The organism is Citrobacter sp. On2M (assembly GCF_018035235.1).
Taxonomy (GTDB): domain Bacteria; phylum Pseudomonadota; class Gammaproteobacteria; order Enterobacterales; family Enterobacteriaceae; genus Citrobacter; species Citrobacter meridianamericanus.
The window spans coordinates 1,077,399-1,094,971 of sequence record NZ_WPCV01000002.1; the positions used below are offsets into that span (position 1 = coordinate 1,077,399).

Consider the following 17,573-nt stretch of genomic DNA (forward strand, 5'->3'; position numbering starts at 1 on the left):
TGTATGGATATTCATGACGTTAATTCGTCCCGCCGCCGTTTTCTGAGCGGTATGCTGGCGGTAGGTGTTGCCAGCGCACTGGCGCCCAATCCGCTGATATCAAAAGTGTGGGCCGCGGGAGAAAACCCCGAGCAGTGGATCCAGTCCGGTTCACATTATGGTGCTTTTGAAGCCAAAGTGGTCAACGGCGAATGGACAGAAACACGCCCGTTCAAACATGACAAATGGCCCTGCGATATGCTAAACGCGGTGCGCGAGGTGGTCTATAACCCTTCGCGGGTACGCTACCCGATGGTGCGTCTGGACTGGCTGCGCAAGCGGGAAAAGTCTGACCGCAGCCAGCGCGGAGATAACCATTTTGTACGGGTGAGCTGGAGTCGGGCGCTGGATCTGTTTTACGAAGAGCTGGAGCGGGTGCAAAAAACCTACGGCTCATCGGGCGTATTTACCGGGCTTGCCGACTGGCAAATGGTGGGCAAATACCATAAAGCGGGCGGGGCAATGGACCGGGCACTTGGTCTGCATGGTAGCTATGTGACAACTGTCGGTGACTACTCTGCGGCAGCGGCACAGGTTATTTTGCCGCATGTGATGGGGTCGCTGGAGGTTTATGAGCAGCAAACGTCACTGCCGCTGGTTATTCAGAGCAGTAATACCATTGTGCTGTGGGGCTGCGATCCGATCAAGAATCTACAGATCGAGTTTTTGGTTCCCGATCACGACGCGTTTGGCTATTGGCAGCAGATTAAAGAAGCGGTTGCGCAGGGTAAGCTGCGCGTTGTCAGCGTTGATCCGGTGCGTAGCAAGTCGCAAAACTATCTTGGCTGTGAACAACTGGCGTTGCGACCACAAACGGATGTCGCGTTAATGCTGGCGCTGGCGCATACCCTGTATGAAGAAAAACTGTATGACACGGCATTCATTAACGATTACACCGTGGGTTTTGAACAGTTTTTGCCCTATCTGCTTGGGGAGAGTGACAAGCAGCCGAAAAATGCCGAATGGGCGGCCGAAATCTGTGGTCTGACGGCGGAGCAGATCCGTGACTTCGCCCGCCTGCTGGTCAAGGGACGGACACAGTTTATGGGGGGCTGGTGCGTACAGCGTATGCATCATGGCGAGCAGTATCCGTGGATGCTGGTGGTACTGGCCAGCATGGTTGGACAAATTGGCTTGCCGGGCGGCGGGGTCGGATTTGGCTGGCACTATAACGGCGGTGGGACGGTGACATCGACCGGGCCAGTGCTCACCGGGCTGGGGAGTATTAATAATCCGCCGGAGGCGAAGTACAAAGCGGATTTTCGCGGTGCTTCTGAGCATATTCCCACCTCGCGTATCGTTGATTGCCTGCTTGCGCCAGGCAACAAGATTGCCTTCAACGGTGAGACGTTAACGTATCCTGACATCAAAATGGCGATCTACAGTGCGGCCAATCCCTTCCATGCGCAGCAGGACAGGAACCGCATGATCGACGCGTGGAAAAAGCTGGAAACCGTGGTGGTGTTAGATCACCAATGGACCGCGTCGTGCCGTTTTGCCGATATCGTCCTGCCTGTGACCACCCGCTTTGAACGTAACGATATTGAGCAGTTTGGTACGCATTCGAATAAAGGGTTGATGGCGCTGCATCAGATTGTTAAACCGCAATACGAAGCGCGGCATGACTTTGATATCTTTGCCGGGTTGTGTAAGCGCTTTGATAAGGAAACGGTGTACCGTGAAAACCGGGATGAAATGCAGTGGATACAGGCGCTTTATGACGAAGGCGTGAAGATGGGGGCGTCGCTCGGCGTCACCTTACCGGACTTCACTACATTCTGGCAGGGGGAAGGCTACATTGAGTATCCGGCGGGGCAACCGTGGGTGCGTCACGGTGAGTTTCGCGACCAGCCTGATCTTAATCCGTTGGGAACGCCGTCTGGTTTGATTGAAATCTACAGCAAAACCATCGCAGGCTTCGCCTACAAGGACTGTCCGGGGCATCCGGTGTGGATGGAGCCATTTGAGCGTACCTATAGCGGCAAAACAGATAAATACCCGCTGCATCTGCAATCCTGCCACCCGGATAAACGTCTGCACTCCCAGTTGTGCTCCAGCGAGGCGTTTCGCAACACCTACGCGGTTGCCGGGAGAGAGCCGCTTTACATCAGCGAACAGGACGCCGCCGCGCGTGGTTTAAAAGCCGGTGATATCGCCCGTGTCTTTAACGCTCGTGGCCAGGTGTTGGCTGGTGTGGTGGTCAGTCCGGATTTTACCCCAGGCGTGATCCGCATTCATGAAGGGGCGTGGTACTCCCCGCAGGAAGGGGGGAAAGCCGGAACGTTATGCACCTATGGTGATCCGAACGTACTGAGCGCGGATATGGGTACTTCGCAACTGGCTCAGGGGCCGTCGGCGCATACCGTGCTGGTGGAGGTCGAACGTTATCAGCAGAAAGCTCCGCAGGTGACGGCATTTGGTGGACCGCAGACGGTGCAAGAGGAGGGGGCAAGTGCAGCATAATCAAATTCATCTACAACGTGCGGCGATCTACCAATGGTTTTCACAATTGTTATTTCGTGAGCTGGACGAAAAACAGCTCACCAGTCTGGAAAGCGGCGAGCATCGGGCGTGGATTGCATCACTGGCGGCGATCCCCGGATTGTCTGCCGAGGTAAAACAATTTGAGCGTAGCCTGGCTCGGGCTTTGCGGCGGGACTCCCGACAGTTGGAACTGGCTGCAGATTTTGCCTCGCTGTTTCTGCTGGCACCGCCTGCGAGTGTTTCTCCCTACGCAGGACACTATCCGCACACGACAGCTGCAGCAGAACGCCGGCAAATGAATGTTCTGTTGGTCGAACAAGGGCTGGCGGCGCGGGAAAATGAACCTTCCGATCATATTGCCGTACAACTGGCATTGATGGCGAGGATGGTTGCTAAAGAGGAGCCGTTCTCAACACAGTATTACTTTTTACATCATCATATTCTGTGCTGGGCACCGTTATTTCGCGACGCTTGTCTGGTGCGGGATAACGAGGGGTTTTATCCTCAGGCGGTTAATCTGATAGTGCGTTTTATGCGCGAGGATGAACAGTATCTGGAAACGCTGTTGATGGATGATTTTTATTTCAGCAGTCAGTGCTGAAAATGACAAAGGGACAGCCTGCGCTGTCCCTTGTCGTCGATGAGCGGCAGAAAATTAATCCGCGCGACCCATATAGCGACGTTCTTCGATATGAATTCGGATTTTCTCACCCGCACTCAGATACTCAGGAACAAGAATAACCAGACCGGTGCTCAGGGTCGCCGGTTTGTTACGCGCACTTGCTGAGGCGCCTTTAATGCCCGGTGCCGTTTCAACGATCTCCAGGTCTACCGTTTGCGGCAGTTCAAGCGCCAACAACTGACCGTCCCAGGTCAGTACCTGCATATCTGGCATTCCACCTTCCGGCATGAACAGCAGCTCTTCTTCAATCTGGTCTTTGGTGAAGGTATACGGGGTATAGTCTTCTTTATCCATAAAGACGTATTCGTTGCCATCGACGTAGGAGAAATCAACGCCACGACGGCTCAGGGTGACGGTATCAACAATATCATCGCCTTTGAAGCGCTCTTCAACTTTCAGACCGGTACGAACATCAGAAAAACGCATTTTGTACAGCGTTGCAGCGCCGCGTGCGGTGGGTGACTGAATGTCAATATCTTTTACAATCAACAGTTTGCCGTTGTAATTCAGTACCATACCTTTTTTAATTTCGTTCGCTCTTGGCATCGAAAAAATCCTGTAATGAGGGGTGTCTAAAATATCGCGTAAAACTACTCGCGCTGGGGCATTCAGGCAAGCGGAATTCATGCTTTTGCTGGTGCAAAAAAGGTGTTACTGTGCGCTTCCCGCACAATCCGATGGTTTACGCTTAAGAGAGTACTTGTATGGAATGCCGTCCGGATTGTGGTGCATGCTGCACCGCACCTTCAATCTCCAGCCCCATCCCCGGCATGCCACAAGGCAAGCCCGCTAATACGCCATGTGTTCAGCTTGATGAATCCCTGCGCTGTAAAATTTTTGGCTCGCCGCTGCGACCAAAAGTGTGCGCCGGTTTACAGCCCAGTGCGGAAATGTGCGGACAGACGACGCACCAGGCGATGGTGTATCTTATTGAGCTCGAAACACTGACCGCACCTTAAACATCTTTTATGCGCGCCAGGCACACGACGGTGGCGACTATCATCACCAGCGCAAACCAGAACACTGCGTGATAGTTCCAGATTTCTGCGGCAATACCCGCCAGCGAACCGGCAATAATCCAGCCCACGCGAATAGTATTCGTATAAAGGGTCGTGGCTGAACCCGCCTGTCCCGGCATCAGGTCCTGGAAATAGAGCATGCCAATCCCGCCGAGAATACCGATGTAAATTGCGTTCAGCAGCTGTAAGCCAAGCAATATCGCGGGAGAGTGAGCCAACAACATACCGGCATAAAAGAAAAATCCAGCGACGACGGCAATTCGCATCAACAGGCGTTTACCTAAACGCTTAGCGAAGTATCCGGCAATCAGCATGGTTGGGATCTCCAGTCCTGCGGCGGTTCCCATCATGATGCCCGCCAGTTTTTCCGGCAGATGCAGTTCGTTGATAATAAACAGTGGCATATTAATGATATAGAGACTATTGGTTCCCCACATTAATGTGCATATAACAAACAACAGCAGTGTATCGCGTCGATTGCGCCTTGGGGCCTCCACCGCGCCTGTCGCGAGCGGCACGTTTTTACTCATTGAGGGTAAGAACAACCAGACCATTATGCCGCAGACAATAAATGCCACTGCCGCACTGAGGTACATGACCGTAAAGCTGAACCCCATGGCCAGCGCGTAGGCCAGCGGCGGGCCAATCACCCAGGCCAGCGAAACCTGCGCACGTAATATTGAACTGAACATGACGGCTTCCCGTCCCGTACGGTCGGCATGCTCGCGAGCGAGGGCAAACATTTGCGGGTTGGCGGTCGAACCAAAGCTGCTGAGGAATACCCCGACAAACAACAAGATAAAATAGTTACGGTTCCAGGCGAAAAGCACGCAGGCCAGCATCCCCAGCACGCAGCAAAATACGATCAAGTTTTTGCGATCGCCCTTTTTATCTGAACGTCCGGCCAGAAACTGACTCACCAAAATGCCGATTACGGCGCTACCGGTAAAAAAGAACCCGACCATGCCGGGACGGGCATGGACTTCATCCGTCAGAAAAAGACTAAGCGTTGGCGTCTGCAACGCACCGGCGATACCCGTCAGAAATGCGACAAGCAGGAACGCCGCAGACGTTAAATCAAACGCCCGGGGTGAGGCGGCTACGGGGGTGTTATGCATGTTTTGATATCAATGATGTGAAGAGACGCGGAGTTTACGCTGCTTGTCAGAAAATAAACAGGGAGCCAAATCAAAATCGGCATTAAAAATCAAAATAGCATTTCAGTCAGAGAATGCAGTTTGCTGACGTAGCTGAATTTGACAAGCTGACGCCGTTTTTGCGTCAGCAATTTGATCTCTGGCGAAGAGAAAATGTGCGTTATCTCTAAATTCAGCAAGTAATTTGTTAACTTTACTTGTGTGCTGCAGAAAAAAGAGCAAGACTTCTTGAAACGTTTCAGCGTCATCTCGCCATAACTGATGGAGTCAGGTGACGCCATTTTTCTCATGTTGGCTGAATCGTTTCAATTCAGCGGGAGAGGAGAACCATGTTCCAGTTATCTGTTCAGGATATTCACCCGGGCGAACAGGCCGGGAATAAAGAAGAGGCTATTCGCCAGGTTGCCGCAGCCTTAGTGCAGGCGGGTAACGTCGCGGAAGGCTACGTCAATGGCATGCTGGCGCGTGAACAACAGACGTCCACGTTCCTCGGCAACGGTATTGCTATTCCTCACGGTACGACGGACACGCGCGATCAAGTGTTGAAAACCGGCGTGCAGGTGTTTCAGTTTCCGCAGGGTGTGACCTGGGGAGAGGGGCAGGTTGCATATGTGGCGATCGGTATTGCCGCCAGCTCGGATGAGCACCTCGGTTTGCTGCGTCAGCTGACGCACGTACTGAGTGATGACTCCGTCGCTGAACAGCTGAAATCTGCGACCACGGCGGAAGAGCTGCGCGCGTTGCTGATGGGTGAAAAGCAAAGCGAACAGCTAAAGCTTGATAACGAAACGCTGTCGCTGGACGTCGTTGCCAACTCGCTGGTAACGCTGCAGGCGCTCAACGCGGCGCGGCTGAAAGAGGTCGGTGCGGTTGACACCGCCTTTGTCGCCAGAGCGATAAATGAGCATCCGATGAATCTCGGCCAGGGTATCTGGCTGAATGACTGTGCTGAAGGTAACGTGCGTAGCGCCGTTGCGGTCAGCCGCGTAGCGACAGCGTTTGATGTACAAGGTGAAGCTGCGGCCCTGCTGGTGACTGTCGCCATGAATGACGATCAACCGGTTGCGGTGCTGAAGCGTCTTGGCGATCTGCTGCTGAATAATAAAGCTGACCGTTTGTTGAAAGCCGATGCGGCAACGTTGCTGGCGCTGCTGACCAGCGATGACGCCTTAACTGATGATGTACTGAGCGCCGAATTTATTGTGCGCAATGAGCATGGCTTACACGCCCGTCCGGGCACCATGCTGGTGAATACGATCAAACAATTTAACAGTGAAATTACCGTGACAAATCTTGATGGAACCGGCAAACCGGCGAATGGACGCAGTCTGATGAAAGTTGTGGCATTAGGCGTGAAGAAAGGACATCACCTGCGCTTTACCGCCCAGGGCGAGGATGCTGAACAGGCGCTGAAAGCGATTGGCGAAGCCATCGCGGCAGGTCTTGGGGAGGGCGCGTAATGAGCAGACGTGTTGCTACTATCACCCTCAACCCGGCATACGACCTGGTGGGTTTCTGCCCGGAAATTGAACGCGGTGAAGTGAACCTGGTTAAAACAACCGGTCTGCACGCGGCAGGGAAAGGGATTAACGTCGCTAAAGTTCTGAAAGATTTAGGTATTGATGTCACGGTAGGCGGTTTCCTGGGTAAAGACAACCAGGATGGTTTCCAGCAGTTGTTTAGCGAGCTGGGCATTGCCAACCGTTTTCAGGTTGTACAAGGGCGTACCCGTATCAACGTCAAGCTGACCGAAAAAGACGGCGAAGTGACCGATTTCAATTTCTCCGGCTTTGACGTCACCCCGGCTGACTGGGAACGGTTTGTGAATGACTCCCTGAGCTGGCTGGGCCAGTTCGACATGGTGTGCGTCAGCGGCAGTTTGCCGACTGGCGTGAGCCCGGAAGCCTTCACCGACTGGATGACTCGCCTGCGCACTCAGTGTCCTTGCATTATCTTTGATAGTAGTCGTGAAGCGCTGGTGGCGGGTCTGAAAGCAGCACCGTGGCTGGTGAAACCAAACCGTCGGGAGCTGGAAATCTGGGCGGGCCGTAAGCTACCGGAAATGAAAGATGTGATTGAAGCGGCGCATGCGCTGCGCGAGCAGGGGATTGCTCACGTGGTGATTTCACTTGGCGCAGAAGGTGCGCTGTGGGTTAACGCTTCAGGTGAATGGATTGCTAAACCACCGTCAGTTGACGTGGTTAGCACCGTAGGCGCGGGCGATTCAATGGTTGGCGGTCTGATTTACGGGCTGCTGATGCGTGAGTCCAGCGAACATACCCTGCGTCTGGCGACAGCTGTTGCCGCCCTGGCGGTAAGCCAAAGCAATGTGGGCATTACCGATCGTCCTCAGTTGGCCGCAATGATGGCGCGTGTCGACTTAAAACCGTTTAACTGACAGCAGGAGAGGCATAATGAAAACGCTGCTGATTATTGACGCTAATCTCGGCCAGGCTCGCGCTTACATGGCGAAAACCCTGCTTGGAGCGGCGGCGCAGAAAGCACATCTTGAAATTATTGATAATCCGAATGATGCAGAACTGGCAATTGTTCTGGGCGACACGCTTCCTGCCGACAGTTCGCTGAACGGCAAAAAAGTCTGGCTGGGCGATATAGGTCGTGCAGTTGCGCATCCTGAACTGTTCCTCAGCGAAGCAAAAGGTCATGCAAAACCATACAGCGCTCCGGTTGCAACAGCGCCTGTGACCAGTAGTGGTCCAAAACGCGTTGTGGCGGTGACGGCTTGTCCGACCGGCGTTGCGCATACGTTTATGGCTGCTGAAGCTATTGAAACAGAAGCGAAAAAACGTGGCTGGTGGGTGAAGGTTGAAACCCGTGGTTCTGTTGGCGCAGGCAATGCTATTACGCCGGAAGAGGTGGCTCAGGCGGACCTGGTGATTGTGGCGGCTGACATTGAAGTTGATCTGGCGAAGTTTGCCGGGAAACCAATGTACCGTACGTCTACTGGTCTCGCACTGAAGAAAACCAAGCAGGAGCTGGACAAAGCGCTGGAAGAAGCAACGCCGTATCAGCCAACCGGCAAAGCGCAGACTTCAGCAACCGAAGGTAAGAAAGAGAGTGCGGGTGCATATCGTCACCTGCTGACGGGCGTGTCCTATATGCTGCCGATGGTGGTTGCTGGCGGTCTGTGTATTGCACTCTCATTCGCTTTTGGCATTGAAGCATTTAAAGAGCAGGGTACGCTGGCGGCGGCATTGATGCAGATTGGCGGTGGTTCAGCCTTTGCGTTGATGGTGCCGGTTCTGGCGGGTTATATCGCGTTTTCCATCGCTGACCGTCCGGGTCTGACGCCGGGTCTTATCGGCGGTATGCTGGCGGTGAGTACGGGGTCCGGCTTTATTGGCGGGATTATTGCCGGTTTCCTTGCGGGTTATGTGGCAAAACTCATCAGTACGAAGCTGAAACTCCCACAGAGTATGGAAGCGCTGAAACCGATCCTGATCATTCCGCTGCTTTCAAGTCTGGTGGTGGGCCTGGCCATGATCTACCTGATCGGTAAACCAGTAGCCGGTATTCTGGAAGGTCTGACCCACTGGCTGCAAACCATGGGCACAGCGAATGCGGTACTGCTTGGGGCAATTCTTGGCGGCATGATGTGTACCGACATGGGCGGTCCGGTTAACAAAGCGGCGTATGCTTTCGGTGTGGGTCTGCTCAGTACGCAAACCTATGCGCCGATGGCTGCCATCATGGCGGCAGGTATGGTGCCTCCGTTGGCGCTGGGTCTGGCAACGCTGGTTGCGCGTCGTAAGTTCGACAAAGCGCAGCAGGAAGGCGGTAAAGCAGCGCTGGTGCTGGGCCTGTGCTTTATCACCGAAGGGGCTATCCCATTCGCTGCCCGTGACCCGATGCGTGTTCTGCCTTGCTGTATCGTGGGCGGCGCGATTACCGGTGCTATCTCGATGGCGGTAGGTGCGAAGCTGATGGCACCGCACGGTGGTCTGTTCGTGCTGTTGATTCCTGGCGCAATTACACCGGTACTGGGATACCTGCTGGCCATTATCGCCGGTACGCTGGTAGCCGGGCTTTCCTACGCGGTACTGAAACGCCCGGAAGCAGAGGTTGTGGCAAAAGCGGCATGATTGAATGCTGATATCGGGGGCAGAGATTTCTCTGCCCCTTTTTTTTATCTATTAACCGCCGCCCGGAGAGGTGTAAAACGGTTCAGGCAATCATTGGCGCGATGATAAAACCAAAGGCAACGCCTGCGATGATCCCACCCAGTCCTGGCAGCATAAACGGATGGTTTAAGACATACTTACCCACGCGCGTTGTCCCGGTGGTGTCGAACTCCATTGCTGCCAGCGAAGTGGGATACGTGGGTAGAACAAATACCCCGGTTACTGCCACATAGGAAGCCAGAATCGCCCAGGTGGGTACACCGAGCGCAACGGCAAGCGGGATAATCAGCGGCGTGGTGGCTCCCTGCGAATAGAGAAGCGCGCAGGTACCAAACAGCACCAGAGCCAATAGCATCGGATAAGCCCGTAGAATGTCGCCCGCGATATCCTTTATCCCTGTTAAGTGGGCGTCAATGAAGGTTGTGCCCAGCGTAACAATCCCCAGAATCACCGCCAACGAACTCATTCCCGCACGGAACGTGGATGTCAGGACAATGGCGTCAGTTGATGTTTTGCATAACACCACCATCAGACACGCGGCAGCCAGCATGCAGATAATGATAATGTCCCTTGTATTCATTGGGTTACCTGCATCGAATCCAGGGCGTAGTTGAGGGCATGCGGCAAGAATAACGATGACGACCGTTGCCAACATAAACAGGGCTACTGACAGTCTGGCACCCGGCGTAGTGCTGTTTTGCCCTTCGTATTTACGCACCAACCCTTTTTGCAGACGTTCCAGATAGACTTCATCATCCTGTAGTTCACATCCCTGACGGGAAGCGATAAACGCTGCGACCATCGCGGCGACAAACGAGGCTGGCAGACACACCGCCATGACCTGGATAAAGCTGATACCGTTGCCTTCCATTATGGTCAGCATAGCCGCCATTGCGGCACTGATCGGCGAGCCGGATATTGCCACCTGAGAGGCCACGACGGATCCTGCGAGGGTACGAGAAGGGCGGATACCTGATTCTTTGGCAACTTCGGCAATCACCGGTAAAGTGGAAAAGACAATGAATCCTGTTCCCGCCATAATGGTCATTGACCAGGTGATAATTGGCGCAATTATATTGATATATTTAGGGTTGCGACGCATAAAATTGCCGGCGACACGAACCAGATAATCCATACCACCGGCGGCTTGTAGTGCAGAGGCAGCCACTACCACCGTCATAATAATGAGAATCACGTCAACGGGTGGCGAACCAATTTGTAACCCAAATCCCAGTGTTAAAATAGCCAGCCCCAATCCACCACATAAACCAATACCAATACCGCCGAGGCGGATACCAAAAAATATTGCGCCCAACACTACGATAATTTCCAGCCAAATCATAATGGCCTCCGCCAGAGAGTGATTCGTTATTAATGTGAGTGTTTATTTGATGCGATAATTAACCTGAATTTTATTTTCATTGCGCTAAAAGATGATTTTTTCCAACGCGTTTCTCGTACCATTTAATACCGGCGCGAACCAACGAACCGGTTGAATCAATATATTTTTCGGGTGACATTTTGACTGCCTCAGCAAGAATGACGGGAACTTCAGTACATCCCAGCACGATGACCTGTGCGCCGCGTGAGAAGAGTGCTTCTGCCTGTTCATTCATCAGCGTTTGCGCCCGCTTAACCTCACCGGCTTTTAAGCAATAGATACTTTCCATCACCTTTTCCTGACTGGCCGAGTCAGGGCTGACGCAGGTTAACCCAAGAGATTCTATGCCCTTTTGATAGAGACCCATGTACAATGTGGCGTTGGTAGCGAGTAATCCGATACGCGATTTTCCACAGTTCCTGACCTCGTTGATAGTCGTTTCAACAATGCTCAGCAGCTCTGTGTGACAGCACTTTTTTAATTCGTCAAACCAAAAGTGGGCGGTATTACAGGGGATCACAATACATTCGGCACCAGCATCTTCAAGTTTATGCATATAATCGCGCATTGCCGGGAGTGGGGAATTACCATGATGCATTAACGCGTCGGTTCGGTCAGGAATATCTGGAATAGAGGAAATAATTAATGGGATATGTTCCTGGTCACGTTGTGCTACGGTAAAGGTGACAAACTTATTAAACAGATCGACGGTTGCAGCTGGTCCCATACCACCCAGTACGCCAATTAAACCTTTCACGATATATACCTCGACTGACCGATAATTAATATTCAGATCTGGATTGTGTCTGCTGATCATGTTTAACAGCAGTGAGACGCGAGGAGAAATGCAATAATGTTGGGTTCAATGCAAAAACTGCATAGCTGCGGTTTCTTTTGCATTCTCGGTAGGCCAGTATTTAGCCAGAGACCTGACGTTCCAGCGCGGCTAAGCGGTCGTAGCCGTTGAGCAAAGGAACCTGTTAATGTTAAAAACGAACGTTTGATGCAAAAAACAAATCATCAGGTGTTGATGATGAATATCATCTGCGGAAATATTCAGGCATGATGTTTCAGGTTAATCGGCATATTTCAAAATCCGTGTGATACGCATGAAAAATATTGAGACAAAATGGTTATATGACTTTCTGACGCTGGAAGCGTGCCGTCATTTTTCCCAGGCGGCTGAGGAACGCAACATTTCCCAACCAGCATTTAGCCGACGGATCAAAGCACTCGAATCCGCCGTAGGCGTGTTACTTTTTGATCGTACAACGAGCCCCCTGCAACTCACGGAGGAGGGCAAGCTATTCCATTCGCAAACCCGTAGCCTGCTGCAACAGCTGGAATGTAATCTGGATGAGCTAAGTGGCCACAACTTGCTTGGGGTACCCAATATTAAAATTGCGGCGGCACATTCTCTGTCGCTGACGATGTTGCCCAGATTAGTGCACGCAATGGCAGCCTGGGGTGAGGAATTTGTCTGGCACGTCGAAGCTATCGATGTTGTTCAGGCGGTGAATACTCTGCGCGAGGGGAAAAGTGATTTTATTATCTCTTTTCGGGATGAAGACTTAATGCAGTCACCATTCTGCGGCTTGAAGGTTTTTGAGTCTGAGCTGTATCCCGTCTGTGCGGCTGGTGCGCAGGGAAAACCGTTGTTTGATCTCTATCAGCCGCAGGCGCCAATTTTGAACTATACCAGCACATCCTACATGGGGAGACTGGTAAACCGCCATTTGGCAGAAGTAGGCGGTATTTCAGCACGAACGCTGTTTATGTCTTCGATGAGTGAGTTATTGAAAAATATGGCCTTGGATGGGCATGGTATCGCCTGGTTACCGGCGTGGACTATCGTAAACGAACTGCGCGATAAGCGGCTGGTTTGCCTGCAGACACCGGAACTGATGGTGCCTATTCAGGCCTATATTTACCGGATGGACACTCGCCTGAATAAAACGGCTGAGCACTTTTGGCGGATTTTGTACAACCATATGCCAGAGGATCTGGTTTCGCTTAGTTGATACGCGCCAGTTCCTCTGGCGTGTCTGAAAATCTCCGGTTATGACCAAGGATACCTTTTAATTTGATCAATTTGTGTACTACCTCTCATTTCCTCTCTCCCTGATAAACTGTATCTATAAAAAATTGTGATTCTGTTCATATCTATCGACTTTATAGCTTGTGGATAGATTTACTTTGTCAAAAACACGCTTACTATGAACATGTGTTTGATGATGAACATGTGCTCTAATAACCTAATGTGTGGCGTTGGTTATTTTTAACGAACTCATTTGTGGCAAGTTAATTGCCAGGGGACGTGCTATGCGTGAAAAGGAATACATCGTAACGATTGGCTCAGCCAATATGGATGTTGCTGGGTATTCGCATGCTTCACTAAATTATGCGGATTCTAACCCAGGTAAAATTAAATTCACCCCCGGCGGCGTAGGACGCAATATTGCTCATAATCTCGCGCTGCTGGGTAAAAATTCGTGGTTGCTAACAGCGGTTGGTAACGATTTTTATGGTCAATCATTGTTGGCACAAACCAATCAATCTGGAGTACATGTTGATAAGTGTCTTATCGTTCCCGGAGAAAATACATCAAGTTATTTATCGTTGCTTGATAACACCGGTGAAATGTTAGTTGCTATTAATGATATGAGTATTACAGAACATATTTCAGCAGAATTTTTATCGCAGCATTTTGATTTTATTCGGCAGGCAAAAGTCATTATCGCCGATTGCAATATCAATGAAGACGCTCTGGCATGGGTACTGGAAAATGCCGGAGATGTTCCGGTGTTTGTTGACCCGGTATCGGCCTGGAAGTGTGTGAAAATTCGCAGGCGTCTTGCAAAAATTCACACCCTCAAACCAAATCGCCTTGAAGCCGAAACGCTTAGCGGTATTGCGCTTTCCGGGCGCGATGACGTTGGAAAAGTCGCTGCGTGGTTTCATGATCGTGGCTTAAACCGGCTGGTGCTTAGCATGGGGGGCGACGGTGTTTATTACAGCGATATTACGGGGAGTTGCGGTTGGTCGCTCCCCATTAAAACTCGCGTCATTAATGTTACAGGGGCTGGCGATGCGATGATGGCTGGACTGGCTTCCTGCTGGGTAGATGGTATGCCCTTTATTGATTCGGTCCGATTTGCGCAGGCGTGTTCATCAATGGCATTAGCCTGTGAATATACCAATAACCCTGATTTGTCTGTTGCGAATGTTAGCTTAATAGTGGAGAACACAGAATGTCTGAATTAACTCTTTCCTCTGAATTATTACAAATATCACCAGAAGTTCAGCAAGCATTAAACAGTAAAAAACCGATTGTTGCGCTTGAATCAACCATTATTTCTCATGGTATGCCATTTCCGCAGAATGCTCAGACAGCGATTGAAGTAGAAGAAACTATTCGTAAGCACGGCGCTGTTCCTGCGACCATTGCCATTATCGGCGGAATAATGAAAGTAGGTTTAAGTAAAGATGAAATTGAGTTGCTTGGACGAGAAGGACATAATGTTACTAAAGTCAGCCGTCGTGATTTGCCATTTGTGGTCGCGGCAGGGAAAAATGGTGCCACCACCGTTGCCTCTACGATGATTATTGCCGCGTTGGCCGGAATTAAAGTATTTGCGACCGGGGGAATTGGCGGCGTTCATCGTGGTGCTGAACATACGTTTGATATTTCCGCAGATCTACAGGAACTGGCACATACCAATGTCACGGTAATTTGTGCCGGGGCGAAATCTATTTTGGATCTCGGTTTAACGACTGAATATTTAGAAACCTTTGGCGTACCGTTAATTGGTTATCAGACAACATCGCTCCCGGCATTTTTCTGTCGTACCAGTCCTTTTGAAGTCAGTATCCGTCTGGACAGCGCGAAAGAGATTGCCCGCGCCATGGCGGTGAAATGGCAAACGGGTCTCAATGGAGGCCTGGTTGTCGCCAATCCAATCCCGGAGCAGTTTGCTATGGCCGAAGAGAAAATTAATGCGGCTATCGATCGGGCGGTAAAAGAAGCGGAAGAGCAGGGCGTCGTGGGTAAAGAAAGTACGCCGTTCCTGTTGGCGCGAGTTGCGGAGCTGACCGGCGGCGACAGTCTGAAATCAAATATTCAGCTGGTGTTCAACAACGCAGTGCTGGCCTGTGAAATTGCGAAGGAGTATCAACGCCTCGCCTGACAGAATTTCCCGGGCAGAATGCGGTCGCCCGCGAATATCAAACCTACCAAAACCTGGCGATAACGCTGGGTTTCCTGGCATGAAGGGAATTTCATTATGGATATAATGAGAAGTGTTGTGGGTATGGTGGTATTACTGGCCATCGCGTTTCTGCTGTCAGTAAATAAAAAACGTATTAGTCTGCGCACTGTTGGGGCTGCGCTGGTACTGCAAATAGCCATCGGCGGCATTATGCTCTATTTCCCGCCGGGAAAATGGCTGGTTGAACAGGCCGCGCTCGGCGTGCACAAGGTGATGTCATATAGTGATGCAGGTAGCGCATTTATCTTCGGCTCTCTGGTTGGGCCAAAAATGGATGTGCTGTTTGACGGGGCCGGGTTTATTTTCGCCTTCCGGGTGCTCCCGGCCATCATTTTTGTGACCGCACTCATCAGTCTGCTCTACTACATTGGCGTGATGGGGCTGTTGATCCGCATCCTCGGCGGTATTTTCCAGAAGGCGCTGAATATCAGTAAGATCGAGTCATTTGTCGCCGTAACCACGATTTTCCTCGGGCAAAACGAGATCCCGGCAATCGTGAAACCGTTTATTGATCGCCTGAATCGCAATGAGTTGTTTACCGCTATCTGTAGCGGGATGGCCTCGATTGCTGGCTCAATGATGATTGGTTACGCCGGAATGGGCGTCCCGATTGATTATTTGTTGGCGGCATCCTTGATGGCAATCCCTGGCGGTATTTTGTTCGCGCGTATGCTGAGTCCGGCAACGGAAGAATCTCGCGTCACCTTTGAAAACCTGTCATTTACTGAAACACCACCGAAAAGCATCATCGAGGCGGCGGCGAGTGGGGCGATGACCGGGCTGAAGATCGCCGCAGGTGTGGCGACAGTAGTTATGGCATTTGTCGCCATTATCGCGCTGATTAACGGTATTATCGGCGGAATTGGTGGTTGGTTTGGTTATGGGCATGCCACTCTGGAAGGGATCTTTGGCTATGTGTTAGCCCCGCTGGCATGGATTATGGGCGTGGACTGGAGTGATGCAACGCTGGCAGGTAGCTTGATTGGACAGAAGCTGGCGATCAACGAATTTGTCGCTTATCTCAACTTCTCGCCGTATCTGCAAACGGGCGGGACGCTGGACGTGAAGACCATCGCGATTATCTCGTTTGCGCTGTGTGGTTTCGCGAACTTCGGTTCGATTGGCGTCGTGGTCGGGGCATTTTCGGCGATTGCGCCACAGCGTGCACCGGAAATCGCGCAGCTTGGAATGCGTGCGCTGGCAGCAGCAACGCTGTCGAACCTGATGAGCGCCACTATCGCCGGTTTCTTTATCGGACTGGCATAAAATAAAGTTTGTAGGCCGGATAAGCGTAGCGCTATCCGGCAGACATTCAAGCTGTTTGCAGCAAATACAGAGCGTTATCCGCAGAGAGCGTTGGGTTGTTGATACTGACGCTGGCCCGCGATAATGCCGCGCAGGCCATGGCAAAGCGCGCGCTTTCACGAAACTCACTGCCTTCCAGAAAGCTGTACAGTAATCCCGCCATAAAAGCGTCATCGGCACCAAAACTGTCTACCACCGTATGCTCAGGCGGCGTCAATAAAAACTGTTCGCCGTCCTTTTCGCTGCAAAAAACGGATTCATCTTCCAGGCAGACAAAAATGCGTTTTACCCCTTGCTGATGCAGGCTATTGACGGCCTGTACGCGATCCGCATCAGTATGAATAGGTTGGCCCCATAAAATCGCAAGCTCTTTCTGCGTGGGTTTAAGCGTATGAATACGCGTAAACCAGGTCTTCATTTTTGCCGCTTTGAACTCTGAAACGGTGTCAATAAATACCGGAATGTCATCGGCAATAGTAAAGACCCACTCAATGGCTTCGGCGGTCAGATTGCAATCGGCCAGTACGACACCGGAATGGCGGATCAAATCTCGCGAACTGTTCAGCAACTGCGGCGTCAATTGTTGCAGGATATGGGTATCGTTAATGGCCAGGACGGTCTCTTCCCGCTGATTAGCGATCGACAGGTAGGTTGAGGTATTGTGTCCATGCAGACGAATGCAGCTGGAAACGTTAACACCAGCCTGACGCGTTTGTTCCAGCAATGTTTCGCCATAGAAGTCACTGCCAACAGCGGAAATTAAATGTACGTCGCGCCCCAGCAGCGCCAGGTTGTGGGCGATGTTACGTCCTACACCGCCCGCTGAGCAATGAATGCTACCAGGGTTAGAGGCTGCCTGAGGATAATGGATGTCTGCAACACCCCGGATATCCATGTTGATAGCCCCTACAACCACGCAATAATCCTGTTCGGTAAGGATATAACCTTTACCTTTGATCATGCCTTTACGCATTAAATCCATAATATGCGCAGCGACGCGTGAACGGCTGATCTGCAAAATATCGGCGATTTCATTCTGCTGAATCAACGGATTGCGGCGCAGGATCTTAAGGATCTGCTTTTCCCTGTCGTTCAT

General features: G+C 51.6%; 15 protein-coding genes. 10 read left to right on the forward strand and 5 right to left on the reverse strand.

Annotated features, from left to right (window positions below; all coding sequences use genetic code 11):
* The first annotated feature begins 3 nt into the window (after positions 1–3).
* Positions 4–2,502 carry a trimethylamine-N-oxide reductase TorA gene (gene torA / locus On2M_RS07240; protein ID WP_210904558.1) on the forward strand — a complete coding sequence of 833 codons (2,499 nt, stop codon included), beginning with the start codon at positions 4–6 and terminating at the stop codon, positions 2,500–2,502.
* A complete protein-coding gene (gene torD, locus On2M_RS07245) occupies positions 2,492–3,124 on the forward strand; it encodes a molecular chaperone TorD (RefSeq protein ID WP_187253418.1) in 633 nt (210 codons plus the stop codon). Before torA ends, torD begins: the two co-directional genes overlap by 11 nt.
* Before the next feature lie 54 nt (positions 3,125–3,178).
* On the opposite strand, the gene yeiP is transcribed toward torD, so the two are convergent.
* Positions 3,179–3,751 carry an elongation factor P-like protein YeiP gene (yeiP, locus tag On2M_RS07250; protein ID WP_151219854.1) on the reverse strand — a complete coding sequence of 191 codons (573 nt, stop codon included), beginning with the start codon at positions 3,749–3,751 and terminating at the stop codon, positions 3,179–3,181.
* A gap of 158 nt (positions 3,752–3,909) precedes the next feature.
* On the opposite strand from yeiP, the gene On2M_RS07255 reads away from it, so the two are divergent.
* Positions 3,910–4,164: a YkgJ family cysteine cluster protein gene (locus On2M_RS07255; protein WP_151219853.1), complete on the forward strand. Its 255-nt coding sequence runs from the start codon at positions 3,910–3,912 to the stop codon at positions 4,162–4,164.
* On the opposite strand, the gene setB is transcribed toward On2M_RS07255, so the two are convergent.
* Positions 4,161–5,342, reverse strand: coding sequence for a sugar efflux transporter SetB (gene setB / locus On2M_RS07260; protein WP_187253417.1), 1,182 nt, complete (start codon positions 5,340–5,342; stop codon positions 4,161–4,163). The two genes, On2M_RS07255 and setB, sit on opposite strands and share 4 nt — an antisense overlap.
* Before the next feature lie 368 nt (positions 5,343–5,710).
* Between setB and fruB the strand changes: the two genes are divergently transcribed.
* From fruB to fruA, 3 genes are read left to right on the forward strand one after another with little or no spacing between them, the layout of a single operon-like run.
* Positions 5,711–6,841: a fused PTS fructose transporter subunit IIA/HPr protein gene (fruB, locus tag On2M_RS07265; RefSeq protein ID WP_151224734.1), complete on the forward strand. Its 1,131-nt coding sequence runs from the start codon at positions 5,711–5,713 to the stop codon at positions 6,839–6,841.
* Positions 6,841–7,779: a 1-phosphofructokinase gene (gene fruK, locus On2M_RS07270; protein ID WP_210904559.1), complete on the forward strand. Its 939-nt coding sequence runs from the start codon at positions 6,841–6,843 to the stop codon at positions 7,777–7,779. Before fruB ends, fruK begins: the two co-directional genes overlap by 1 nt.
* Positions 7,780–7,795: 16 nt before the next feature.
* Positions 7,796–9,484: a PTS fructose transporter subunit IIBC gene (gene fruA / locus On2M_RS07275; RefSeq protein WP_151219849.1), complete on the forward strand. Its 1,689-nt coding sequence runs from the start codon at positions 7,796–7,798 to the stop codon at positions 9,482–9,484.
* An 82-nt stretch (positions 9,485–9,566) separates the two neighbouring features.
* On the opposite strand, the gene On2M_RS07280 is transcribed toward fruA, so the two are convergent.
* Positions 9,567–10,865, reverse strand: a complete 1,299-nt coding sequence (locus On2M_RS07280) for an anaerobic C4-dicarboxylate transporter (RefSeq protein WP_103770442.1) — start codon at positions 10,863–10,865, stop codon at positions 9,567–9,569.
* 76 nt (positions 10,866–10,941) lie between these two features.
* On the reverse strand, positions 10,942–11,661 hold the full coding sequence (locus On2M_RS07285; RefSeq protein WP_187253416.1) for an amino acid racemase: 720 nt from the start codon (positions 11,659–11,661) through the stop codon (positions 10,942–10,944).
* Positions 11,662–12,013: 352 nt separating this feature from the next.
* Here On2M_RS07285 and hypT point away from each other — a divergent pair, with 352 nt between their 5' ends.
* The 4 genes from hypT (at position 12,014) to On2M_RS07305 (ending at position 16,438) form a co-directional block, all read left to right on the forward strand.
* Entirely contained in the window at positions 12,014–12,925 is a 912-nt protein-coding gene (gene hypT / locus On2M_RS07290) for a hypochlorite stress DNA-binding transcriptional regulator HypT (RefSeq protein WP_210904560.1), read from the forward strand.
* A gap of 301 nt (positions 12,926–13,226) precedes the next feature.
* Positions 13,227–14,168 carry a pseudouridine kinase gene (locus On2M_RS07295; RefSeq protein WP_151219845.1) on the forward strand — a complete coding sequence of 314 codons (942 nt, stop codon included), beginning with the start codon at positions 13,227–13,229 and terminating at the stop codon, positions 14,166–14,168.
* On the forward strand, positions 14,156–15,091 hold the full coding sequence (locus On2M_RS07300; RefSeq protein ID WP_187253415.1) for a pseudouridine-5'-phosphate glycosidase: 936 nt from the start codon (positions 14,156–14,158) through the stop codon (positions 15,089–15,091). The genes On2M_RS07295 and On2M_RS07300 overlap by 13 nt, the downstream gene beginning before the upstream one ends.
* 96 nt (positions 15,092–15,187) lie before the next feature.
* A complete protein-coding gene (locus tag On2M_RS07305; RefSeq protein WP_187258698.1) occupies positions 15,188–16,438 on the forward strand; it encodes a NupC/NupG family nucleoside CNT transporter in 1,251 nt (416 codons plus the stop codon).
* Positions 16,439–16,484: 46 nt separating this feature from the next.
* Here On2M_RS07305 and On2M_RS07310 read toward each other — a convergent pair whose 3' ends face one another.
* Positions 16,485–17,573 (reverse strand): sugar kinase, encoded by a 1,089-nt coding sequence (locus tag On2M_RS07310; protein ID WP_151219843.1) that lies wholly within the window; start codon positions 17,571–17,573, stop codon positions 16,485–16,487.